General features: G+C 60.3%; 18 protein-coding genes. 11 read left to right on the top strand and 7 right to left on the bottom strand.

Features of this window, described 5'->3' with window-relative positions; all coding sequences use genetic code 11:
- Positions 1-38: 38 nt before the first annotated feature.
- Both MUU55_RS22720 and MUU55_RS22715 read left to right on the top strand, forming a co-directional pair.
- Entirely contained in the window at positions 39-1,640 is a 1,602-nt protein-coding gene (locus tag MUU55_RS22720) for a copper resistance CopC/CopD family protein (protein ID WP_244763053.1), read from the top strand.
- Positions 1,641-2,064: 424 nt separating this feature from the next.
- On the top strand, positions 2,065-5,991 hold the full coding sequence (locus MUU55_RS22715; protein ID WP_244763052.1) for a M10 family metallopeptidase C-terminal domain-containing protein: 3,927 nt from the start codon (positions 2,065-2,067) through the stop codon (positions 5,989-5,991).
- Between the two features lie 379 nt (positions 5,992-6,370).
- Here the strand turns inward: MUU55_RS22715 and MUU55_RS22710 are convergent, their stop codons facing one another.
- Entirely contained in the window at positions 6,371-8,032 is a 1,662-nt protein-coding gene (locus MUU55_RS22710) for a ComEC/Rec2 family competence protein (protein ID WP_244763051.1), read from the bottom strand.
- A gap of 571 nt (positions 8,033-8,603) precedes the next feature.
- Complete coding sequence (locus tag MUU55_RS22705) at positions 8,604-9,161, bottom strand: TetR/AcrR family transcriptional regulator (RefSeq protein ID WP_244763050.1); 558 nt, start codon at positions 9,159-9,161, stop codon at positions 8,604-8,606.
- Between the two features lie 46 nt (positions 9,162-9,207).
- On the opposite strand from MUU55_RS22705, the gene MUU55_RS22700 reads away from it, so the two are divergent.
- Both MUU55_RS22700 and MUU55_RS22695 read left to right on the top strand, forming a co-directional pair.
- Positions 9,208-9,732 carry a dihydrofolate reductase family protein gene (locus MUU55_RS22700; protein WP_244763049.1) on the top strand — a complete coding sequence of 175 codons (525 nt, stop codon included), beginning with the start codon at positions 9,208-9,210 and terminating at the stop codon, positions 9,730-9,732.
- Positions 9,733-9,808: 76 nt separating this feature from the next.
- Positions 9,809-10,255: an acetyltransferase gene (locus MUU55_RS22695; protein WP_244763048.1), complete on the top strand. Its 447-nt coding sequence runs from the start codon at positions 9,809-9,811 to the stop codon at positions 10,253-10,255.
- A gap of 197 nt (positions 10,256-10,452) precedes the next feature.
- On the opposite strand, the gene MUU55_RS22690 is transcribed toward MUU55_RS22695, so the two are convergent.
- The 5 genes from MUU55_RS22690 to MUU55_RS22670 all read right to left on the bottom strand — a co-directional run bounded on the left by MUU55_RS22690 (position 10,453) and on the right by MUU55_RS22670 (position 15,317).
- Complete coding sequence (locus tag MUU55_RS22690; RefSeq protein ID WP_244763047.1) at positions 10,453-10,626, bottom strand: hypothetical protein; 174 nt, start codon at positions 10,624-10,626, stop codon at positions 10,453-10,455.
- 390 nt (positions 10,627-11,016) lie between these two features.
- Positions 11,017-11,856 carry an HTD2 family dehydratase gene (locus MUU55_RS22685; protein ID WP_244763046.1) on the bottom strand — a complete coding sequence of 280 codons (840 nt, stop codon included), beginning with the start codon at positions 11,854-11,856 and terminating at the stop codon, positions 11,017-11,019.
- Between the two features lie 12 nt (positions 11,857-11,868).
- Positions 11,869-13,023 carry an acyl-CoA dehydrogenase family protein gene (locus MUU55_RS22680; protein ID WP_244763045.1) on the bottom strand — a complete coding sequence of 385 codons (1,155 nt, stop codon included), beginning with the start codon at positions 13,021-13,023 and terminating at the stop codon, positions 11,869-11,871.
- 105 nt (positions 13,024-13,128) lie between these two features.
- Positions 13,129-14,487 (bottom strand): MmgE/PrpD family protein, encoded by a 1,359-nt coding sequence (locus MUU55_RS22675; RefSeq protein WP_244763044.1) that lies wholly within the window; start codon positions 14,485-14,487, stop codon positions 13,129-13,131.
- Positions 14,484-15,317 (bottom strand): HpcH/HpaI aldolase/citrate lyase family protein, encoded by an 834-nt coding sequence (locus MUU55_RS22670; protein ID WP_244763043.1) that lies wholly within the window; start codon positions 15,315-15,317, stop codon positions 14,484-14,486. The genes MUU55_RS22675 and MUU55_RS22670 overlap by 4 nt, the downstream gene beginning before the upstream one ends.
- Positions 15,318-15,556: 239 nt before the next feature.
- Between MUU55_RS22670 and MUU55_RS22665 the strand changes: the two genes are divergently transcribed.
- From MUU55_RS22665 to MUU55_RS22635, 7 genes are all read left to right on the top strand, one after another.
- Entirely contained in the window at positions 15,557-16,696 is a 1,140-nt protein-coding gene (locus MUU55_RS22665) for a CaiB/BaiF CoA transferase family protein (RefSeq protein ID WP_244763042.1), read from the top strand.
- Positions 16,697-16,785: 89 nt separating this feature from the next.
- Entirely contained in the window at positions 16,786-17,727 is a 942-nt protein-coding gene (locus MUU55_RS22660) for a LysR substrate-binding domain-containing protein (protein WP_244763041.1), read from the top strand.
- A gap of 106 nt (positions 17,728-17,833) precedes the next feature.
- Positions 17,834-18,619, top strand: coding sequence for a glucose 1-dehydrogenase (locus MUU55_RS22655; protein ID WP_244763040.1), 786 nt, complete (start codon positions 17,834-17,836; stop codon positions 18,617-18,619).
- Between the two features lie 283 nt (positions 18,620-18,902).
- A complete protein-coding gene (locus MUU55_RS22650; RefSeq protein WP_244763144.1) occupies positions 18,903-19,871 on the top strand; it encodes an ABC transporter permease in 969 nt (322 codons plus the stop codon).
- Positions 19,872-19,930: 59 nt separating this feature from the next.
- Complete coding sequence (locus MUU55_RS22645) at positions 19,931-20,941, top strand: sugar ABC transporter substrate-binding protein (RefSeq protein WP_244763039.1); 1,011 nt, start codon at positions 19,931-19,933, stop codon at positions 20,939-20,941.
- 79 nt (positions 20,942-21,020) lie between these two features.
- A complete protein-coding gene (locus MUU55_RS22640) occupies positions 21,021-23,159 on the top strand; it encodes an ABC transporter permease (protein WP_244763038.1) in 2,139 nt (712 codons plus the stop codon).
- On the top strand, positions 23,140-24,234 hold the full coding sequence (locus MUU55_RS22635) for an SMP-30/gluconolactonase/LRE family protein (protein ID WP_244763037.1): 1,095 nt from the start codon (positions 23,140-23,142) through the stop codon (positions 24,232-24,234). Before MUU55_RS22640 ends, MUU55_RS22635 begins: the two co-directional genes overlap by 20 nt.

Here is a 24,234-nt window from a genome sequence, read left to right as displayed (position 1 = left end):
GTGGCGCCAGCCAGAACTGCCCGGTCGGAAGAATGCATATGCGAAACCATCACCTCGGTCGGTTCGGCCTTCTGGCTTTGATCGCAGGCCTGATCTGGTCCTGTCTGACGATAGCTGCGCTGGCGCATGCGTCGCTGACATCGGCAACGCCGTCGGATGGCGCAGTGGTGGCGACACCTCCGGCGATGCTTTCGCTATCCTTCAGCGAGCCCGTCTCGCCACTCGTCCTGAAGCTCGTGCGCCCCGATGGCACCACGACAAACCTTGAACGCTTCGCTCTTCGCGACAAGACGCTTGAGATCACGTCGCCCGATGATCTCGGGAACGGCACCTATGTCATGACATGGCGGGTTGTTTCGGAGGACGGCCATCCGGTCGGCGGTTCCAGTATTTTCTCCATAGGAGCACCGAGTGCGTCACAGCCGGCAGCGATGGAGAGCGCCGACTGGCTCGTGCGCTCGGCCTTATGGATCTCGAGGATTGGTCTATACGCCGGGCTGTTCCTTGGCATTGGCGGAACCTTCACACTTCGTTGGCTCATATCGCCAACAGGCAGTGTGAGACACGCGACATTCGCGCTGATCGCAATCGGCATTATCGCTACCCTGGCGTCTGCAGGCTTGCAGGGTCTTGACGCGCTTGGCCTTCCACTTCGCGAATTGGTCACGCGGGCGGCCTGGGCAACAGGGTTCGAGACGAGTTTTGGCCGCACTGTCCTTCTCCTGATCGGTGCTTTCTTCTTGTCGGTAGTGGCGCTGTGGGTCCAAGGCCCGGCTATGGGCCGAACCCTCGCGGCAATTGCGCTGATCGCAGGTGCCGCCGCGTTGGCGCTGAGTGGCCATGCCAGTGCAGCCGCGCCTCAGTTGCTGATGCGGCCCGCGGTGTTCCTGCATTCATTGACGATCGCCATCTGGGCCGGCGCCCTTCTTCCGCTGATACACGCCTTGCGGCATCACGTCGAGGCCGGGCGGGCGGCGCTCGCGAGATTTGCTCGCTTGATTCCGGTCGCCGTCGGCATCCTTGTCATCGCCGGCATTGTGCTGGCAATCGTTCAGGTCGAGAGGCCGGCAGCCTTGCTCGACACCGCCTATGGAAACGTCCTGCTCGCCAAGCTGGGCCTCATCCTGGTGCTGTTCCTGGTGGTCTCGTTCAATCGGTGGGCATTGACCAAACCCGCACAGGCTGGAGATGGGAAAGCAAGGCACAGGCTTGCGCGCGTCGTTGTCGTGGAAACCATTCTGGTCTTGGCAATCCTGGCGGTCGCCTCGACCTGGCGGTTCACGCCCCCGCCGCGGGCGCTCGCCGTCATCGCCGCGCAGCCGGTCTCCGTTCACATTCACGCCGAAAAGGCCATGGCAGAGGTCACGATAACGCCCGGCCGTGCCGGCCCCGTCGAGGTTTCCGCCTTCGTCATGGCGCCGGATTTTTCCGCTATGGTGCCGAAAGAGGTGGTCTTCGTATTCTCCAACCCTCAGGCCGGCGTCGAGCCGATGCGGCGCAAGGCGGCCCTCCGAGACGGAGCATGGCGAAGCGAAGGTGTCGTTCTTCCGTTGCCGGGGCAGTGGCAGCTGAGGGTCGACGTGCTCATCAGCGATTTCGACTTGGTCAGACTGCAGGACGTGGTCGAGATCCAACCGTAACCACTTTGCCATGACATATTTGCGGACGGCGAGGCCTGAAAAGCAAAGCCGGCCATGGCCCGTTCGCGCCGCGTCCCTGCCGTCTCCACCCGAACATATCCTTTGTGTATTGCAATCTGTTAATTTAATAATGTGTTAATATTTGAGCGCTTACGGCCGGGGGGAACAAATGGCGCCCACAAAATCGAAGACGACGGATCAGGCTGCCCTTCAAATCACGCGCGATAATGAGTTCTGGGGAACGAAAATGGGGGATGGCACAACCATCACCTACGCATACAGGAGTTCGATTCCGGACGGGTATCAAGGCGATGCGACAAGCAAGGAAGGAACGACGTTTTCCAGGTTCACTGCGACCCAGATAAAGCAAACCGAGATTATTCTGGCGCTTTTCGAGGAAGTTTGCGGCGTTAAACTCAACCGCGTGGGAACAGCTTACTCGAACAATGCGACTGTCCTGCTCGGCAACTACAAGAGCTCCAAAGATAACGCGGCAGGGTTTTCATACGGTGTCGGTGCCGAGAACCGCACTTCTGGCTCGAATGACGGCGACTTCTGGTACAACCTGACGAATGACACGGAGACGGGCACAAATCCTGCCGTAGCCGTCGGCGGGTTCGATTTCAAAACCATGATGCATGAGCTTGGCCATTCCCTTGGGCTTGCGCATCCCGGAAGTTACAATGCCGGCCCTGGTGTCAACCTGAGCTACAACAAAAATGCGGCTTACAAGGAAGACACTCTCCAATACTCTGTGATGAGTTACTTCGAAGCCGTCAACAGCGGCGCTGACCACGTCGATGGAACCACGACGATCTACTCCAGCACGCTGATGCTGCATGACATTGCTGCACTCCAGCGCCTGTATGGCGCCAACATGGAGACACGTACCGGCAACGACACTTATGGCTTCGGCGGCACGGGTGTCTACAAGATCAATTCGGCGGCGCACAAGGTGGTCTTCACGATCTGGGATGCCGGCGGCAAGAGCGATACGCTCAATTTTTCCGGCTACGGCGATCGCCAGACCATCAATCTCAATGCAGAGAGCTTTTCCAGTGTCGGCGGCCTGAAACTCAACATCGCCATCGCCAAGGGCGTGACGATGGAAAACGCCGTCGGTGGATCGGGCGAAGACACGATTACCGGTAATGCCGTCGCCAACAATCTCGATGGTGGCGCCTCCAATGACAAGCTTTACGGCAAGGGTGGCGACGATACGCTTTCGGGCGGTGCGGGAAGCGACACGCTGGACGGTGGCGATCATACGGATACGGCCGATTACCAGGGCACCAAGCATGCCGTAACGGTGATCTTGAGCTCCAACGGCACGACGACCGCGACGATCGCTTCGGGTGACAAGGACACGCTCGTCGACATCGAGAATATCAGCGGCAGCGATGTCGGCGATACGCTGACGGGCGATGACTTTGCAAACCGGATCGAAGGCAATGAAGGTGGCGACACGCTGAAAGGCGAGGGCGGCATTGACACCATTCTCGGCGGCGCCGGCAACGACCGTATTGCCGGCGGGGACGCCGTGGACACGTTGGACGGCGAGGGTGACGTCGATACGCTCGACTACACCGCCTACGGCGCGACAGCCGGACTTTTCGTCTCGCTCAATGGCAGCACCTATTCGAATGTGACACTGCACGCATCAGGGATATTGCAGGACAAGGTTCGCAATTTCGAGAATGTCTCGGGTGGAAGTGGTGGCGACCATCTCTATGGTGACGCGGGCAAGAACACGCTGACCGGCAACGGTGGAAACGATACGCTCTGGGGCAAGGGCGGCATCGACATTCTCGTCGGCGGTGCCGGTAACGACTGGGCGGTGTTCCTCGACAAGACATCCTCGCAAAAGGTCATTGCCACGCTCGACACGTTGGGAACCGGTACGGCGACGGTCAATGGCGTGAACGATGACACCTTCATCGGCGTCGAGAACCTGCAAGGCGGCGCCGGTGCCGACAGGCTGACGGGCAATTCAGGCGTGAACATCCTTTACGGCGAAGGTGGCGACGACACGTTGAAGGGTGGCGCCGGCAAGGATACGCTCGATGGCGGCGCGGGCTCTGATACCGCGGATTTCACTGATCTCGTGGTGAGCTTGTACTGCTATCTCGTGGCGGCGGGATCGAACGGTTCCGCTTACATCGGCGGGGTTTTCGAGGATATCCTTGTCAATATCGAGAACGTGCTTGGCGGCACGAAGGCCGACTACATCTACGGCAACAACGATGCGAACATCATCGAGGGTGGCTTCGGAGACGACTACATTTCCGGTGGTGGTGGCAAGGACATTCTGCGCGGCCAGAACGGCGACCATGACACCGTGGATTTCTCAAACTATAGCAAGTCCGTCTCGGTTCAGCTCAAGGAATCGACCGAAGTCACCGTGCTCGTCGACCTCCTAGCCGAGGACAGGATTTCCGGCTTCGAAAACGTCGTCGGCGGCAGCGGCAACGATTTCCTCTATGGGGACAGCCTGAAGAACAAGATCGACGGTGGCGACGGTGACGACACGCTAAAGGGCGGCGCCGGTTTCGATACGCTCATCGGCGGTTACGGTTCAGACACCATCGACTACTCCGCCGAGACGGCCGCCGTGAAGGTCGATATGACCAAGGTCAACTCCGGCGGGACCTATCGGACGGTCACGGTGAACGGTATCGCCGCCGATGAGATATATGGCGTCGAAAACATCAAGGGCGGCAGCGGCAACGATGTTTTGACCGGCGACATTCAGATGAACAAGTTCTGGGGTGGAGCCGGCCAGGACACGCTGAAAGGCGGCTCGGGCGATGATACCCTCGCTGGCGGCACCGGCAACGATACGCTTGATGGAGGGACGACAACCGGTGGCTATTATCCCGAAACGGATATTGCCGATTTCTCCCAGAGCGCTAACCGCATCGTGCTGGTGTTCAACAGCGACAACACCAAGCAAAGCGTGGCGTTCCACTACAGCACCGCAGTGGACGCCAATCCTGTTGAGAGCGACTCGCTCTACAACATGGAAGGCGTGATCGGCACCTCGGGCGCGGACAAGATCACGGGCTACGAGTCTGGCGACGGCATTGGCGTTGCCAATAAGTTCTACGGTGGCCTGGGCGATGATGGCTTGCTGGGCGGATCGGGCAATGACCTGTTGCAGGGGGGCGTCGGTCGCGATTTCCTGGATGGCGGCACCGGCACCGATACGGCCGACTTCTCCGACAAGACCCTGAGCGTCAAGGTGACGCTGGGTGATGGTGATACGCGGTCCTATTCCTACATCAACAACAGCACGACGGCCGAGGATACGCTCGTCCGCATTGAAAACCTGACGGGTGGATCGGCCGCCGATCAGTTGACGGGAAATTCCGGCAATAACGTGCTGACGGGCAATGGCGGCAACGATACGCTCAAGGGCGGCGCGGGTTACGATACACTCGAAGGCGGCGCGGGCATCGACACGCTGGACGGCGGCAGTGAAAACGACATGGCGATGTATAGCCTGCTCGGGATCACGGAAAATCTTTCCGTTACCCTCAACAACGGGGCAACGGTGACGGCGTTCATCAACAGCGTGGCAAACGACAAGCTGACGGCCATCGAGTCCATCTACGCCGGGAGCGGCAACGACACGCTCGTCGGCGATGCCGGGTATAATTCGCTGAACGGCTCCTATGGCAATGATACGATCACCGGTGGGGGCGGCAGCGATTTCCTTGATGGCGCCAACGGCTTCGACACGCTGGATTTGCGCACGGAAAGCGGCGGCTGGTCTGTGGATCTCGCCTATTACGAAGCGCGACGGGGCGGTGTATCCGCGGCCGTCGAGGACTATGTCTACGGGTTCGAGCAGGTCAACGGCGGCAACAGCAACGATACATTCACCGGCGACAGCTTCGCGAACACATTGAATGGCGGTGGTGGTGCCGATGTGCTGAACGGCCGCGGCGGCGTGGATACACTGAGCGGTGGAGCGGGTGCCGATACATTCCAGTTCGGTGGATACAATGCGGACTACTGGGCACCCGGACCGCTGACCGTGAGTTCCATGGGCATCGATATCATCAAGGATTTTGCCAAGGGCGACAAAATCCAGCTCAACCACGACACCTTCACGGCATGGCCCGCCGATACGACAGGAACCGTCTATCCGGTGGCCCTTAACGCGGTGAATTTCTCCGCAGGCAAGAATGTCTCCGCAATGCAGGCCGATGACCGCATTTTCTACGACACGGACGATGGCATGCTCTTCTACGATGGTGACGGCGGCGGCAGTGGTTCTTCTGCCGTCCAGTTTGCCGTCCTCTCAAACAAATACCTACTCTCAGCTTCGGATTTTCAGATCATCTAGGCCATGGGAAGGCTCACGGGTTCTGGTCAGAGCCGTGCCAACAGGGAAGGTCTGCTCCTCTGGGACGTGGACGGGACTTCGATCAGGTGAGGCTCTGCAGCAAGTTTATTGCTCGGGGCTCAGCGTCGTGCATGGAAGGACCATGTATTTATTGCGCGAGGAGGGGCAAGACGCCGTGCGGTAAACCGCCCCTCCAAGGCCCGCGCCATTGCGGCGACCGCACAGGTTCAATCTTCGCCAGGGCGATCACCTGATTTTCCGCACCAGACGTTAGGCATCTGTAGTTGCTGCGAGATCATGGGGGTCGCAACTCCAGCCGTTTTTTGCTCCTTGAGCGCTGCCAGGCGACCCTTGTCGTCGTCTGGCCGCTTCCCTGCTGCTAAATCTCTTCCAGTTCGGATGGTGTGAAGACCTCGACGTGGAAGGCTGGATTTTTTGCGGACTCCTCCAGCACGGCGATGACAACTGTCTTTCCGTCGGTTCGGATGTTGATGAGCCCATAGGTGAGGTTCTCGACAACGCGGGTATCCCCGAGGCGTAGAAATGGACCCTTGTCGTCTGTTGCCAGCCAGCAGTTGTCCACCAGGGTATGCACTGGCGTGCCGTCAGACCCCGCAGTGCGTGTGAATGCCTTGAACCCGGCGCGCATGGCGACAGATCGCGAGAGCTCGGTTGAATAGAGCAGAGGCGCAAAGAGTTCTTCTTCGCTATGTCCTGCAAAACTCTGCTTGACGGTCTCGACCCCGCCGCCCGGCAAAGGCCGGTTCCATTTGAGGCGGGGTGCGAATGCTCCCGTCATGCCCAGAACGAGTGCTCTTGGATGAACATGCGTCTCCTGGTCCCCACTCGAATAGAGCGTCGCGATCGGCGACATGGCTTTGAGGAACTTCCATGAGATGTCATCGGAACCGTGATGGCACGCCTTGCCGACATGGCAGGCGAACTCACCGGCACCCCATCGCTTCAAGAGAAGGGCTTGCGAGCGAAAATTGAGGTCGCCGGTCATGAGGACCCGGACATCATTGAAATCTAAACGCAGTACGACGGAGTGGCCGTTTCTAGACAGTGACGGCGAGCCGAGATTATAAAAACCGCTCGTCGCGTTCTCATCGAGATAGCGCAGGCCCGCCATGCCACGGCCAGGGATGGTGCTTTCTATCGGGCCCAGAACCTTGACCGATACGGGTGCCGAGCCAAGCGCTGGGTTGGTGGATTTGTCGGATAACCTTCCAAGCGCCGCCACGTTGCGTCCGCGGTGGTCGCGTAGTTTCTTGAGAATGTTTGCCCAGTTGCCTGAAAGCTTCCACGGCCGTCGGGCGGCGGGTTTCTCGTAAGCGTCGACATCGTCGAATGTGTCGATGAGCGTGTTCAGATAGAGCTCGCCTTCGTCGTCGCCGACGATTTCGCCGAGCTGCGACATTCCGGTGGCTGAAGGCGCCCACTCCCGTGGCGTTCCATCGAACCGGCCCATGCCGTTGTGATAAACGGTTCCCACGCTCCAATATTTGCCGAGCATGTCGGCGAACTGTTTGCCGGCTCCGATATGGTCTTCGTCGGGATGCGTAAACGCGATCCAGTCGAAATGGAATGTGCGGCCAGCATTCTCCGCACCGTGGAACATCCAGCCGTGATCCTCGAAGGCCATCCAGGCCATGAAGTCCACCGCTGTTCTGCCACTGTTGGTGTTGATGAAGCCGCTACGCGCCGGGCCAAGATCGATGGCTGCCCATCTCCCATCGGGAAAGCGAATGAGGCTCGCATCGCCCTGTCCGACATCGATCTGCCATATGTTGAGAATGGGCTGATCGGTCAGGCGAGCCTTCGGTATCTCGAGAACATGGCCCTTTGCAGAAACCTCTGCCTTGCTTCCGGCAAGCTTGCGGACGAAGACGACATCGCCCCACACCATGGCGGCCTTTTCCCAGGTTTCGCGCTTGCGCCGTCCCTTGACCGGCGGTTCCTTTCCAAGAACCTTCGCCATCATCTGGTATTTGCCGTTGCAGTCGTCGATAAATGCAATCGCATTCTCCTGAATAGGCATGCCTTTTGCCCCCATTGCGATTGGTTGGTTAAGTAGCACAATTTATAGTAAATAACCATCCCGGCTGCTGTATCATCTGGCGCCTGCACGCCCTCGCTGTCTTTTTTAAAACAACCAGTCGGCAAGCAACTCGTCGGCATTGGACGATCGCGGTGGAGCATGGTTGGTTGTCCGCCTTGTGTGAGCGCATTCGGAAACAGAGATCACGATGTATGTTGTCCTGGGTAGGACCGGCCAAATCGGCCGGCATGTCATCCGCGGACTGGTCAGGGATGGTGCCGGGTCGTTGCAGGGATGCACACATCGAAGAAACGAACGCTTTAAACGACAGGCGATTTCTGGAAGGTGCCGCTGTCTGCGGCAACTTCACGGAGTTTGGTTTCTCCATGCCCGCGGCGTGCGCTTACGCGCGGATGACCAAGGCCATTCTGGACGCGTGGAGATGCCAGATGATTTCACGCGCGGGCAGGTGAGTTTTTGGATCACATCGCATCCGTCATGGACGGACGCGGGCAAGTCGCCATTGCTCAGGCGATAGCAAGCAAAGTCGATCGGACGACCGGCATGCGAACTATCGTTTCGATGCTAGCCATACCCGCAACATATGGCCGATTGCCTGCTCTGCTGTTCCGTTTCGTCTGAAGGCCCACCAAGTGTGCGCTCCCTGCCACACGGCCGCCATCTCCCAACCCAGCTCCTGTGCCTTGTTTGCATCGGTCGAAAGCCGCCTGCCCAAAGCAAGGGCGAGTGTCTGTCCCCATGCTGAACCTCTGGCGCGAAGAACGGGATTACGTATGTCTTCTCTCAACAGCAGCAATCCGTCGCTTGCGTTGCGCTCGGCGTCCTCCGGCGACATAAGCCGCATGAGCAGACCGACAGCGCCTTCCGGTGTTGCCGGTTCTTCGCGATCAGCCAGCTCCGTGGCGGTTTGAAGCCGATCCCAAGCTCGCAACAAAACCGCTTCCACGAGCCTCGATCGATCTCCATGGCGCTGGACGAGTGTTGCGGGGGAAAGCCCGCATGCCTTTGCAGCGAGAGCAAAGGTCAGGGCGTCAGGTCCAACTTCAGTGATGGTGACGAGAAGGATGTCGAGCACCTGCTCGTCGGAAACGGTCTTGTGTCTTGGCATCTATTTATATAAACATATGTTTGGTTATTAATCAAGGGTGGCCTGCATGGCAAGGATTCTGGGATACATAGCGGCGAGCCTGGACGGGATGATTGTGTCAGGGGAGGGGTCCCTCGATTGGCTGTTCAAATACGATGACATGGATTTAGGAGAGCACGACTACAGACGGTTCATCAAGCGTATCCGTACCGTCGTTATGGGCCGTGGCACCTACGACTTCATCGCGAATGAGGACAGTCCTTGGGCCTATAGCGAGCAGCGGGTCATCGTCGTCACGTCTCGTCCGATCGAGAATCCCAAAGGGCCTCTTGAAACCCGCAGCAATGTCGATGGTCTGGTCACCGAACTGCGCGCGCTCGAGGATGGCGATGTCTGGATGCTGGGCGGTGGGCAGTTGCAGATGGCGTTCATGGAGCGCGGCGCCCTGGACGAGATCGAGATCTATGTCATTCCGGAGATCATCGGCTCCGGCCTGCCGCTGTTTCCGCTGACCGGGTTCAAGGCAAGCCCGACATTGATCAGCGCCACAGCGATAGATAAGGGCTGCGTGCGGCTCCACTATCAGCTTTGAATGGCATCCGCGTGTGATGCACAGGTCCGATGACGATAGTGCTAGCCGCCAGAGGCCGGCAATGGTAGGAGGCCACATGCACAACATTCGCCTTTCGACGTCCAAGGACATGGCTGCTGCCGTGGAAATCTGGCGGCGGGCCGTCGACGCCACCCATGCATTTCTGACACCGGAAGACCGCGCCGCGATAGACGCCGAGGTGTCGGCATTCTTCCCCCAGACCACGCTTCACCTTGCCGTGGACCAGAACGATACTCCGCTCGCCCTTATGTACCTCGACAATGGACATATGGAGGCGCTCTTCGTCGATCCGGCTTGCCACGGCAAGGGTATCGGAAAATCGCTGATTCAGGCGGCCCTGGTGGCGGCGCCGAACCTGACGACCGACGTAAACGAGCAGAACCTCGGCGCGCTGGCATTCTATGAGGCAATCGGATTCGAGCGCACGGGACGTTCCGAGTGCGACGGACAGGGCCGCCCCTATCCGCTTATCCATCTCCGCTATCGTTCGGCCAACGGATAGTCTGGCGGCAATGGTGTTGCCCCGCAAAATCAAGCGGGTGTTGTTACAGATACTGTCGATGGCCACGGCAATGGCCCAATCGGCTCACACGCCTTCGCGCTAAAATGAAAGATCAGAGGCGACAGCTATCTTTGATCCTTGGGGTCGCCAGTACGATCGTTATGTCCAAGATCGCTCAGCATCTCCCGACCGTACAATCAGGGTTGGGGCCAACGTACCCGAATGGCATTCGGGGCTGCCGGATTTCGATCGGCAATCTGAAATGGCGCTTCGTCCCATTGCCAGACGCTGATGCCCGGCACCCGGGAAAACCTGATAAGTCCTCTTGAGCCTTCGACGGCAATGCCTTGCCAGACATCATTCATCGCCATGCCGCCTTCGGAGCGAACTGTGCTTTCCCCAGTCCATTAAGCTCCCAGGCTTCAATCTGAATTCGTCACCTTCGTTCACTCGGACCAATGGTCGTGCCAGTTTCCCAAGATAGTGAGACTGCCGCCTCTGGTGTGCACGTTGAGTACTCTCTAGCGCGAATGTCTGCACAACGTCCGGCGCGCTGCCTCGATGTGGCGCTGATAATCCGCAGGGAGCACCGGCTTTCACCACCAGCAGGGGGCCACGCATGAAGACTTCAGCTCGTCCGTTTCTTCAAGCGTCGTGGGGAACCTCGGGATGAGTTTCGAAGAATACGGAATTCCTTGAGGCGCTTCTTAATCCACATCGCGTGTTCCGTATCCTCGTGGAGCATCCGGCCGAGCCGGAGCCTAGGACGCGACGGCTTCCATTGTCACGATGCCATGCTGATCTGCGATCCAAGTGGAAGTTTGGGCCTCTTTTGAAATGGCATGAAGCGAAATCCTTCCGCCGCTGAAAAGCGGCCGGGTCGCGCGAAATGCGAAGGTTTGAGGCGAGCCGCCGTTGCGATGTTCGCTCGCAAGACCGAGAAGAAGCGTCGCCTGCAACGGGCCATGAAAGATCAGGCCCGGATAACCTTCTTCACCCGTGACATAAGGCTCATCGTAGTGAATGCGATGGCCGTTGAAGGTAATGGCCGAGTAACGGAAGAGCAGCACCGGGCTTGCCTCGACATGCCGCGTCTGATCGCCAACCTTGAGGGCAGGGGTGTGCTCGGGAACGCGCGGCGTGCTTTCAAGCTCCCTGTAGACAATATCCTGTCTTTCATCGAGCGCCGGGCCACGGGACGTTGCATAGCGATGCCGCACCGTGACGAAAATCAAGTTGCCGCTGCGGCCGGTTTTCAACTGGACGTTTTCGACGGTCGAGACGCGCGAAACATCATCGCCAATGCGGAAATCATCGAGAAACGTCAATTCTCCGCCGGCCCACATGCGCCTTGGAAACGGTACGGGCGGCAGGAAGTTGCCACGAGCCGGGTGGCCGTCCGCGCCGATGCTGCGCATCGGCACGATATCGGGAGCGAGGCACCAGTGAATGCCGATCGGCGCCGGCGCGCCCGGGCTCGCCGCCCGGTCGATGTCGAGAACAGCATCAAGGCTCGCGGCAAGGCGCGGCGTGATGATGTCGCTGACGCTGCGCTCGCGGCCGATCCAGCTTCTGAGGTAGTCGATGTCGACTTCGGTCATCGAAAGTATCTTTCAATAGGATCGAGGCATGCCGAGCACATGCTCGGAGATGAAGCTGAGGATCAGATTGGTGGAAATCGGCGCCACCTGATAGAGACGGGTTTCGCGGAACTTGCGTTCGACGTCGTATTCCTCCGCGAAGGCAAAGCCGCCATGGGTCTGCACGCAGGCCTCGGCCGCCGCCCAGGAGGCCTCGGCCGCCAGCATTTTGGCTATGTTTGCCTCCTCGCCGCAATTTTCTCCCTGCTCGTAAAGTCGGGCTGCTTCCCGCACCATCAGTTCGGCCGCGCGCATCTGCGAATAGGCGCGGGCGATGGGGAACTGCACGCCCTGGTTCTGGCCGATAGGCCGACCAAAGACGATGCGCTCCTTTGAGTAATCGCTTGCCTTGCGGATAAACCACTTCGCATCGCCGACGCATTCGGCGGCGATAAGGATGCGTTCGGCATTCATGCCCGACAGAATGTATCGGAACCCCTTGCCTTCCTCCCCCAGCAGATTTTCCGCTGGCACCTTCACATTGTCGAAGAACACTTCGGTCGTGGCATGGTTCATCATGGTGCGGATCGGCCGGATGGTCATGCCGGCGTTGCGAGCCTCCTGCATGTCCAGGATGAATACCGAAAGCCCATCGGTCTTCTTCGCCGCCTGCTCCTTTGGCGTGGTGCGCGCCAAAAGTAGCATCAGGTCGGAATATTCGGCGCGCGATGTCCAGATCTTCTGGCCGTTGATGACATAGTGATCGCCTTCTCGCCGGGCGAAGGTCTTGAGCGAGGTCGTGTCGGTCCCGCTCGAAGGCTCGGTGACGCCGAAGGCCTGCAGGCGCAGTTCACCAGTGGCGATCTTCGGCAGGTATTTCTGCTTCTGGGCATCGCTGCCATGCCGCAGGATCGCGCCCATGATATACATCTGCGCATGGCAGGCGCCGCCGTTGCACCCGGAGCGCTGGATTTCCTCGAGAATGGCCGCCGCCGCGGAAAGCGGTAGGCCAGAACCGCCGAATTCCTCGGGGATCAGCGCCGAAAGATAGCCGGCCTCTGTCAATGCCGCGACGAACTCGGCCGGATAGGCGCCGTCCCGCTCCAGCTTCTGCCAATATTCGCCGGGAAACCCCGCACACAGCTTGGAAACTTCGTCGCGGATCTCGGCATAGTCTTGAATCGGCACGTCTTTTCCTTTCGATAGGAAGGGAGGGCGAGCCAAACTTTAGGAGTTCCATGTTATAACTACAAATACAGATTGGTGAGGTTCTCCATATAGAAAAGAGATGACTTAGGCGATGATTTCCCTGATATTCCGCAGTGCCTCAATGCCCTCCAGCCGTGAGAACAGAGACGACGCCGCATTGCCGAGAACCGGCGTCGTCAAGGTCATGAATTTCGCTTCGATCTCGGGCCTTGCAGGGAAGGAGTCCGGCTCGCCGGATGGATCGGGAATGCTGCGTTCGACCGTGCCTGCCGCTGTGCGCACCGCAATTCGGGCGCCAAAGGGGTGGCGCAGGCCCTCGAGCTGCTCCTCGCGGCGAACATCGACACGGGCCGCGATGGCTTCGATATCAGAGTTGCCGAGCAGCGCGTAATCATCCCAGCTGAAACTGCCCTGATAGAGCGCGACCGCAGCGGCAAACGGCATGGAGAACTGGCCATCGACCACGGTTTTCGGCCGTCGCTTATCCTCGAGCGGCGCGCCCGTCAGCACGATGCCGTTCTTGTGCAGGCCGATGTCCACACCCAGAATATCGGCCGGCGTCCAGCCGTGTTCGCGCTTCAGCGCCAGAAGGCCATCGACGGCCGCATGGGTGTAGCGGCAGGCCGGATAGGGTTTCATGCCGATTTTCATCGTTTCATAGACCGTGCCGAGATCGGCGACCGCCCGTTTGGGGCGCGGATTGTCGGTGTAGCCAACGAGCAGGCCATGTTTGCCTTCGATGGCATCGGCCGCGCCAATGAACCCTTCGCTGGCGAGAGTGGCAGCAATCAGACCGTTCATCGCGGCCGCGCCCACCTGGTAACGCTTGTTCCAGGCGCCGTTGACGAGAAATTGCAGCGAACCGGCTGCCTGGCTCGCCGCAATGCCGAAGGCCGAGGCGATCCCCGCCGCATCGAGCCCGAGCAATTTGCTGGCAGCAGCGGCGGCGCCGAATGTGCCGGCGGTTGCGGTGGGATGGAACCCGCGTGCGTAGTGTGCCGTGGGATCGAGCGCGTTGCCAAGCCGGCAACAGACTTCATAACCGGCAACGATAGCGGCGAGCAGATCCTTGCCGGACGCACCGACAAGCTCGGCCGCCGCAAAGGCTGCCGGGACGACCGGCGCGCTCGGATGCAGCGAACTGTCGGCATGGGTGTCGTCGAAATCCAGCGAGTGGCCGAGCGCGCCATTGAGCAAGGTGGCCGTCGCGGCAACATAGCGGCGTGGCAGGCCGAAAACCGTTGAAGTGCCGGGGGCATCGAGGCCGAGGCGTTGCAGCATGCCGAGAATGCTGGGCGTCGAATCCGCCTCCTTGCCTGCGCGGACGATGCTGCCGACAAGATCGATCGCCAGATGCTTGGCGCGTACCGGCACTTCCGGTGGCAGGTCGGCATAGGCAAGGTCGGCGGCATAGCGGGCGAGCGTTTCGGTGATGCCGGTCATGTCGGGGTTCCGTTTGCAAAGCGTTGGTGGGCGCGGACGATCTGGCGGGCGCGGGCGAGCACAGGTGCATCGACCATGAGGCCATCGACGGCGCGGGCGGCGCCATCACCGGCCGCAGCGGTGATCTTCAATGCCCAGGCGACTTCGTCATCGCCGGGTGCGAGGCCACAGCGGGCCGGGAAAACCTGCGCTGGATGAATGAGAAGCTTGCCACCGAAACCGAGGGAAGCGCCGTAGCGGGCATCAGCCTCGACGATCGTTTCGTCCTTGATCGCCATCGTCACGCCATCGATCGGGGGTGGCTTGTTTGCCAGCCGGGCGGAAAGCACAATGCGGCTGCGGGCCATCAGCAGTGCTTCGCGGCCATGCTGCGCGCCGATATCCAATGCGAAATCCAGCGACCCGAAGACGATGCGATCACTTGCTTCGGCGATCGCATCGCAGTTCGAAAAACCTTTCGCTGACTCGACGATGGCAAGTACCGCCATCCCCAAGGGCAACTTCGCGCGCACGGCCACCAGATCGGCGGCCGTTTCCGCTTTCGGCAGCAGGACGCCATCGATGTCGAGTGCCGATGCCGTAGCAAGGTCCTCGGCATGCCAGGGTGTGCCGACACCATTGACCCGTACGAACACCGGCAAAGCGGGCGATCCTCCCGCAAGCCCTTCTACGAGGCTCTTCCGCGCCATCGGCTTGGCATCGGTTGCGATGGCATCTTCGAGGTCGATGATGATCGCATCCGCACCGGAAACGCCGGCTTTCATCACCCGATCGGGGCGGTCGGCGGGCACGAAAAGAAAGAGGGCATGATCTGCGATATCGAGCGGCATAATGATCCATCAAGAGGATGCTTTGACGGCATTCTGGCCGGCTATCCCACGATGCGCCAATATAATTTTGCGCGCGGGTCTATAGTTTGCCCATATGCTGGCGGCCGCCCCGACCGATAACATTACCGTATAGCCTCCCCATTAGAGTGTTATTTGATGTGATGGCGAAAATCGGCAATGCTCCGTTCAAGCTGAGGTAAGCGGCCCCTGACGTAATGCGCAATGGCTGGCGGAGAGCAATGAAACGAGATCTTGAAGGCGTGCTTGTCGTGTCGGTCGAGCAGGCGGTCGCAGCGCCCTATTTGTCGTGCAAACTGGCGGATGCTGGGGCGCGCGTGATCAAGGTCGAGCGGCCAGAAGGTGACTTCGCCCGCGACTATGATCAACTCGTCCATGGGGAGAGCGCCTATTTCGTCTGGCTCAATCGCGGCAAGGAATCGGTCTGTCTCGACCTCAAGAAGGAAGAAGATCGTGCGATCCTGATGAACATGGTCGCTCGTGCTGATGTCTTCATCCAGAATCTGGCGCCGGGCGCCGTCGAGCGCCTGGGTTTCGGGTCGGAGGCGCTGCGCCGGAAAAATCCGCGGCTGATCACATGCTCGATTTCCGGATATGGTGATGAGGGCCCGCTGCGCGACCTCAAGGCCTATGATCTGCTCGTTCAGGCCGAAAGCGGCCTCTCGGCAATCACGGGGAATGAGCATGGATCGGCACGCGTGGGTGTTTCGGTTTGCGATATTGCCGCTGGCATGACGGCGACGCAGGCTGTGCTGCAGGCGCTGATCGCGCGCGCATCCACCGGCGAGGGGCGGCATATCGCCGTGTCGCTCTATCATGCGCTCTCAGACTGGATGAACGTGCCCTATCTCCAATTTGCCTATGGCGGCAAGACGCCGGCACGCAGCGGTCTCAATCACCCGACCATTGCACCTTATGGCTCCTATGTTTGTGCGGACGGCAAGTCTGTCCTGTTTTCGATCCAGAACGAGCGGGAATGGGCGATGTTCTGCCGGGATGTGCTTGGCCGTGCGGATCTCGCTCTCGACCCGCGCTTCTCATCCAACAGCGAACGGGTGCGCAACCGCGAGGCGCTCGATGCCGAAATCGTACCGAGCTTCGGCTCGGTGGCACGGGATGTCATGGCCGAACGGCTTCATTCAGCACGCATCGCCTATGGCAGGGTCAGCACGCTGGACGATGTCGCAGCCCATCCGCAGAACCGCTATATGTCCGTTGATACGCCGACCGGACCGGTGCAGCTGATGGCTCCCGGAGCGCTTGCCGATGGTGTCGTGCCATCTTTCGGCGCGGTACCGGCCCTAGGTGCCGACACGGTGAGGATCCGGCAGGAATTTTCCGCTTTGCGGGCGGCCGTCTGACGCCGCGCTTGACGGGCCACACACTTCTCCATCTATAATAAAAAGCGAATACGGAGATATTCGCTATAAGATAATATTGGGAGAATGGGGTGGATCTTCGCCAGCTTCGCTATTTCGTGGCCATTGTCGAGCAGGGGTCTTTCTCGAAGGCGGCGGCAACGCTCAACGTGGCGCAGCCGGCGCTCAGCCTGCATGTGCGCAACATGGAGGCCGATCTCGGCACGGCGTTGCTGTTTCGCAGCCCGCAGGGGGTGATGGCGACGGAAGCCGGCGAGATCCTGCTACGCAACGCCCGTATCATCATCGACCAGTTTTCGATTGCGCAGGAGGAAATCCGCGGACATGAGGCCGAGCCGACCGGGGAGGTGCGCCTTGGCCTGCCGGGCACCATCAGCCAGATCCTGTCGGTTCCGCTGATCATCGCCGCTCGCAAGCGCTATCCAAAGATCAAGCTGCGGATTGCGGAAGCGATGAGCGGCTTCATCACCGAATGGATCCGGGAGAGCCGTGTCGATGTCGCCGTGCTTTATATACCGGTGGAGGACCGGGTACTGACATCCTACCCGGTTCTGACCGAAGAGCTTTGCCTGCTGGGCCCTGTTACGGCGATGGAGGATGTGAAGACGCCGGCCTTCGGGCAGGTGACGTTGAAACAGGTTGCGCCGCTGCCGTTGATCCTGCCGAGCTCCAGCCATGGCCTGCGTGAACTGCTCGAGCGGGAGGCCTCTGCCGGCAAACTCGATCTGAACACCGTGATCGACGTCGATTCCTACGGCAACATCAAGGAACTTGTCGAAAAGGGCATGGGCTACTCGATCCTGCCGTTCAACGCGATCGCGCGTGAGGTTCGCGATGGGCGGCTTCGCTCCTGGCGGATCAGCAAGCCGGAGCTCAAGCGAGATGTTCACCTTGTCCATCTCGCCGATCGCCCGATGACCAACGCCGTCTCGGCGATCGAGTCGCTTTGCCGCGACACGCTGCTCGAACTGGCTGCCACAGGGCAATGGAGCGGCGCCAAGGCGCTTCGCTGAGCAGCCATAGCGGAAGGCTATAGCTGCAAGCTGAATATTCTCTTTGAAATATGGCCTGCCTCGCCGCAACGTCTCGCCATCGAAACGCGGGAGGGGAGGGTTTTCCGTGAATCAGGAGACCGTGATACGGGCGCAGGCCGGAGGCCGGCTGCAAGGAAAGGTGGCAATCGTGACCGGCGCCGGCGGCGGCTTCGGAGAGGGCATCGCCCGGTTGTTTGCCGCAGAAGGCGGCAGGATCGCCCTTCTCGATATCCGTACGGATGCGGCACAACGCGTGGCGGACAGCATCGGCGGAAATGCCTTCGCGACCTCGGTCGATGTCGGTGACAAGGCTGAAGTCGAACGGGCGGTGGCAGAGGTCAGCCGGCATTTCGGCACGCCGGATATCGTCGTCAACAATGCCGGCTGGACCCACCGCAACCAGTCCATGCTCGATGTCGACGAGGAGACGTTCGACCGCGTGTACCGCGTCAACGTCAAGTCGATCTATCTCATGACGCAGGCCGTCGTGCCGGCGATGCAGGAAAACGGTGGCGGCACGATCATCAATATCGGCTCCGTTGCAGGTATCCGGCCGCGGCCGGGGCTTACCTGGTACAATGGCAGCAAGGGTGCCGTGAACATCCTGTCGCAATCGATGGCGGTGGAGCTCGCGCCCTCCGGCATCCGCGTCAACTGCATCTGCCCGGTGCTCGGCGAAACCGGCCTGCTGGAAAGCTTCATGGGCGTGGCGGACACACCGGAAAACCGCAGCCGGTTCCTGGCGACGATACCGATGGGCCGGCTGTCGCGCCCCGCCGACATCGCCAATGCCGCCCTTTACCTCGCCTCCGACGAAGCATCCTTCGTGACCGGCGTGCTGCTGCCCGTCGATGGCGGCCGAACGATATGAAAAAGGTTGCGGCAAGCGTCAGACAGGCTGTGGGAGAGCAGCGCTTTGTCATAACATCCCTGTATGGCGCTTAACGCAATTTGATAATTTAATTAATACGACCTGCTGCTATAGTTCATTTCAACTGCTGGGATTTCCATATTCTTTACAGTAGCTTCCATTGAAATTCGTCGCGGAGGAGCGGCGGTTCAAAGCCCGCAAAAGCCGTTTGGGCCATGTAGCAGGAGGCGGGATATTCCGCCGGAGCGAGGGAGAGGGGACAGACGTGCGTAGCCTGGGTTTCATGCGCCATCTCAATCAGGAGAAGATCGTCCTGCTGCTGACGGCGTTGCTGTTCGTCGTCTTTTCGCTGACGCTCAACAACTTCCTTGCCGGAGACAACATCCTGTCGCTGATGCGCAGTGTCGCCGTGCTCGGCATTCTCGGGCTCGGAATGCTGGTCGTGGTTCTCGGTCGCGGTATCGATCTTTCGCTGGTGGCGGTCATGGCGATTTCGGTCGCTTGGTCGATGCAGCTGATCCATGAAGGCCTGCCGGTCTCTGTCGCGCTGACGATCGGGCTTCTGTTTGCTCTCGGCATCGCGCTCTGCACCGGCATCCTCGTCGCCTATGCCGAAATTCCGCCGCTGTTTGCGACGCTGGCCATGGCCACCTTCGTCTATGGCTTCGGCCGCGCGCATCTGATCGTCGGTACGGACGTCGTCTACATGCCGAAGACCATGGGCTGGGTTGTCAGCTTGGGGCAGGGAAAGCTTCTCGGCGTGCCGATGCCGATCGTCGTTGCCGCCGGCATGGCGCTGGTCGTCTTCCTGTTCCTGAGGTTCACCAAGATCGGCAGCTTCATCTATGCGATCGGCGACAATCTGGCGGCGTCGCGCATCAGCGGCATCGCCGTCAGGCCAATGCTGGTGCTGCAATACGTGCTTTCCGGCGGCATCGCCTTCGTCGCCGGCATCATCACCGCGACCTCGGTCGAGGCGATGAACACCCGCATCGTCAATTCCAACATGATCTACGACGTCATTCTGGTCGTGGTGCTCGGCGGCGTTGGCCTGTCGGGCGGACGCGGCAATGTCCGCAACGTCATCGTGGGGACGTTGCTGATCGGCGTGCTGATGAACGGAATGACCATCATGGATGTCCAGTACACGGTGCAGAACGTGATCAAGAGCCTGATCCTGCTTCTTGCCATCGTGGTCGATAGCATTGTGAACCCGCGCGACGAACAAACCGGCCAGCAGGGCGACATATAAGCATAACAAAAATTAAATCATGCACTTAGGAGGAGTGAAATATGGGCAGGAATGGTTTGATGAAACTGGCGGCGACCGCTGTCGCCGCTCTCGCTATCGGTGCATCCGCCGTCAAGGCCGCCGATGACATGAATGATCCGTATCGCGATCCGGCGCTCAGCTCGCTGGCCGGCAAGAAGATCGCCTATCTGCCGATCTCCATCGGCTTCGATCTGGCACAGGCCTGGGGCGGTGTGGTCAAGACGGAAGCCGAGCGCTACGGCATGAGCTTCTCGTCGCAGGATCCGAACTGGAACACCGATGCTATGGCGCAGGGCATGACGGCGCTCATCGCCGAGCATCCCGACGTGATCGTGACGCAGAACCCGGACATGCAGTCGCTGGCCCGCTTGCTCAAGCAGGCCAATGCCGAAGGCATCGTCGTCGTGCAGCTCAACATGCAGGGCGCGATCCAGACCGACGCCTTCGTCGGCCCGGATTTCATCGCCATGGGCGAGCAGGCCGCCAACATGATGCTGAAGAAATGCGGCGCCGAAACCCAGACATCGCACAAGGTGGCGATCGTTCAGGGCGTGCTTACCGGCGGCGTCAGCTATTATCAGGTTCAGGGCATGATGAAGGTGTTCAACGAGCACCCGGAAATCCAGATTGTGTCGAGCCAGGCAGCCGACTGGGATGCTTCCAAGGCCCGTGCGATCACCGAGACGGCCCTGCAGCAGCATCCTGATCTCTGCGGTGTCATCGACGTTTGGGACGGCCAGGGCATAGGCACCGGCGCTGCCATCAAGCAGGCCGGCAAGCAGGGCCAGGTCTACTTCATCACCTCCGGTGGTGGCGCACAGAGCATGTGCGACGGCCTTGCCGACGGTACTTATTCGGCGGCGATTAACTACAACGCGCCGGGCATGGGCCGCGACGCCTGGACCTCGATCATGATCGCCCTTCAGAACAATCAGGGCGCCGGTGCGATCAAGACCCAGATCTATTCGCCCACCCGTGTCATGACGAAGGAAGACGTCAAGGAAGGCAGCTGCTGGGATCCCCAGCAATACGCCAAGATCCTGCGCTGATGCGCGCAGGGCATGGCCGGTTTTCCGGCCATGCCCATCCTGAGTTCATCCATACCGAATTCGCAGCAGGAGGCATGTCTTGGCGTCGGCGAGCAACCTAACGAAGCTGAGATACCGCTTCATTCCAGACCATGTGATCGGCGAAATCCTCTCCAAGAAGTGGATCGACAACGCCATTCCCTTCCTGGTGCTGCTCTGCGTGATCGCAGTATTCGGCACGCTGATCCCGAACTTCTTTTCCGCCAGCAATCTGTCGATCACCTCGCGCCAGCTCGGTGAATTCGCGCTGGTCGGTATTGCCATGATGGTTGTCATCGTCGTCGGCGGTATCGATCTTTCCGTCGGCTCGAATTTCGCGCTCGGCAATTTCATGACGCTGGCGCTGCTCAATCTCGCCGGCTGGTCGGTCTGGGCAGCGGTACCTGCCGTCATCCTGATCTGTGGCTCCGTCGGCCTGCTCAACGGCGTCCTCGTCGGTTACCTGAGGCTTCGCGCCTTTCTGACGACGCTGGTGACGCTGATCATCGTTCGCGCGATTGTCGACATGCTGCTGCTCAAATATGCGCAGGCGATGTCGATGAGCTTCTATCAGTCCGATCTCTGGGATCTGATGGGCCTCGGCGGTTTCTTCGGCATTCCCTTTTCATTCTGCGTGCTCGTCGTCGTCGCGATTGTCGGCCATGTGTTGCTGACCCGCTCGCGCCCCGGCTGGCGGCTGATGGCGATCGGCGGTTCGCGCCGTTCCGCCCACAACATCGGCCTTTCCGTTCGCGGCACGGTCTGCGCCGCCTATACCATTTCCGGCATGCTTTGTGGGCTCGCGGGCGTGCTCTATGCCGCCCGGCTTTCGGGCGCCGGCACGGATACCGGTATGGGCCTTGAAATTTCGGCGCTTACGGCGGCCGTGCTCGGCGGCAACAGCCTCGGCGGCGGCCGCGGGTCGATCGTCAAGGCGCTGATCGGTGCAGTGATCGTGCTGATCATGACCAATGGCGTGCTGCGCCTCGGCCTCAATTCCGGCTCCGGCCCGATGGTGCTGGGCCTTACGCTGATCTTCGCCGTGTTCGTCGATGTGCGCTGGCTCAAGAACCGCGACAAGCTGCTGAACAAGGTCTATGTTTCGCCCACCTATATCGAGCTTCCCGAACCGGTCGCCACAAGCGCCTCTTCCGGAACGGCCTTTGCGCTCAACGACCGGCTCAAACATGTCGAGATCATCGGCCTTGCGGCGGTTGAATCGCCGGAAGACGTCATCCTGGATGAGGACGACTACCTCTATTGCGGCACGCGTCACGGCGATATCGTGCGCTTTGCCCCGCCGGACTACACGTCCCACGAAGTCTATGCCCATATCGGAGGCTCGCCCCTCGGCATGAGCTGGGATCGGGACAAAAACCTCGTCGTCTGCGTCGGCGGTATGGGGCTCTACAAGATCGACCGTAACCGCAACGTCACGAAGGTCACCGACGAGACCAATCGCTCGAAGCTCTCGATCGTCGACGATTCCCGTCTTCGGCTCGCCGACGACCTCGATATTGCACCCGATGGCCGGATATTCTTCTCCGAAGCCACGATCCGCTACGAGATGCATGATTGGCCGGTCGACGCATTGGAAAGCCGCGGGAATGGCCGGATCATCTGCCACGACCCGAAGACCGGCAAGACCCACACGGCGCTGCGCAACCTGATCTTCCCGAACGGCGTCTGCACGGCGCATGATGGCCAATCGATCCTGTTTGCCGAAAGCTGGGCCTGCCGCATCAACCGCTACTACATCAGCGGCCCGAAAGCAGGCACGCTCGAGCGGGTGCTCGATCGCCTTCCCGGTTACCCGGACAATATCAACCGCGCGTCCGACGGCACCTATTGGGCGGCGATCATGGGCATGCGTTCGCCGGCGCTCGACGTGGCGCTGCGCATGCCGGGCTTCCGCAAGCGCATGGCCCGCCGCATCGCGCCGGACCAGTGGCTCTATCCGAACCTCAATATCGGCTGCGTCATCCGCTTCAATGACAAGGGCGAGGTGCTGGAATCGCTGTGGGATCAGGGGGCTGAAAACCACCCGATGATCACCTCCATGCGCGAGCACAAGGGTTACCTTTATCTCGGCGGCATCACGAATAACCGTATCGGCCGTATCCGGCTCGAGGGGCGAAACGAGGCCTGGTCCGGCTACAGCAACTATTGGGGAGGTCGTGATGGCGAACGCGCTGCGTAATTTCGTCGATCGGTTTCTTGGTCGCGGCGAGGCGGCGGTTACGGTGCCGCCGCTCGATGGCGCGCTGAAGCCCAACAGCCTGCTGGAAGATGCCGCCTTCGGCCTTCGTGTCCCGGCAGCGGACAATCTCGTCGCAACCGGAGAGGGGCTTGTCTACTCCAGCGGCGCCGATCTCCATCGTCAGCCGCCGTGCGGCGGGCCGGGAATGGCGTTTCGCACACTGGGCGCGCCGGTCTCCGCGCTTGCCGTTTCGTCAGCCGGTATTCTGGCGGCGGCGACGGGAAGAACCATCGTCTTTACCGATACCGCAGGGCGGGACGCTGCGGGACTCTCCGCGGGCAATCACGACTGGACCGGCATTACCGCCATGGATTTCGCCCATGACGGCACGCTGTTCGTCGCCATCGGTTCCTCGAAAAACGCTCTCGATGAGTGGCAGCGCGACCTGCTGGATGGCGGCCAGACGGGGTCGATCTGGCGGCTCGATCCCGCCACAGGAAGGGTCGACAGGTTCGCCGAAAGGCTCGCCTACCCGAATGGCATCGCTTTTGCGCCGGACGGCAATATCATTGTCAGCGAAGCCTGGCAGAAGCGTCTGGTGCAGCTAACGCCGACGGGGCGGATTGCGGGTCAGGTGATCGAGGATCTGCCGGGCTATCCCGCGCGCATCAGCCGCTCTGCACGGGGCGGCTATTGGCTCTCGATCTTTGCGCCCCGCAGCCAACTGATCGAATTCGTACTTCGGGAACCGGCCTATCGTCGGGCGATGATGGCGGAGGTCGAAAAGGAGTTCTGGATCGCCCCGGCGCTGCGCAGCGGCTATTCGTTCCGGGAACCGATGCAGGGTGGAGCACTCAAGCAGATGGGCATCTTAAAGCCCTGGGCGCCGACGCGCTCCTACGGTCTCGTTGTGGAATTGAGTGCCGATTTCGTGCCCTTGCGCAGTTTCCACAGCCGCGCCGGTGGCCGTCGCCATGGCATCACCTCGGCGCTTGAAGCGGGAGGAAAGCTCTGGGCGACAGCCAAGGGCGGCGATGAGTTGGTGGCCGTCGCGCTGCCGGCGGAGGGCAAGTGA

This window comes from Shinella curvata, from assembly GCF_022899935.1.
GTDB classification, from domain to species: domain Bacteria; phylum Pseudomonadota; class Alphaproteobacteria; order Rhizobiales; family Rhizobiaceae; genus Shinella; species Shinella curvata.
This window is presented reverse-complemented; position numbering and strand designations above follow the sequence as displayed.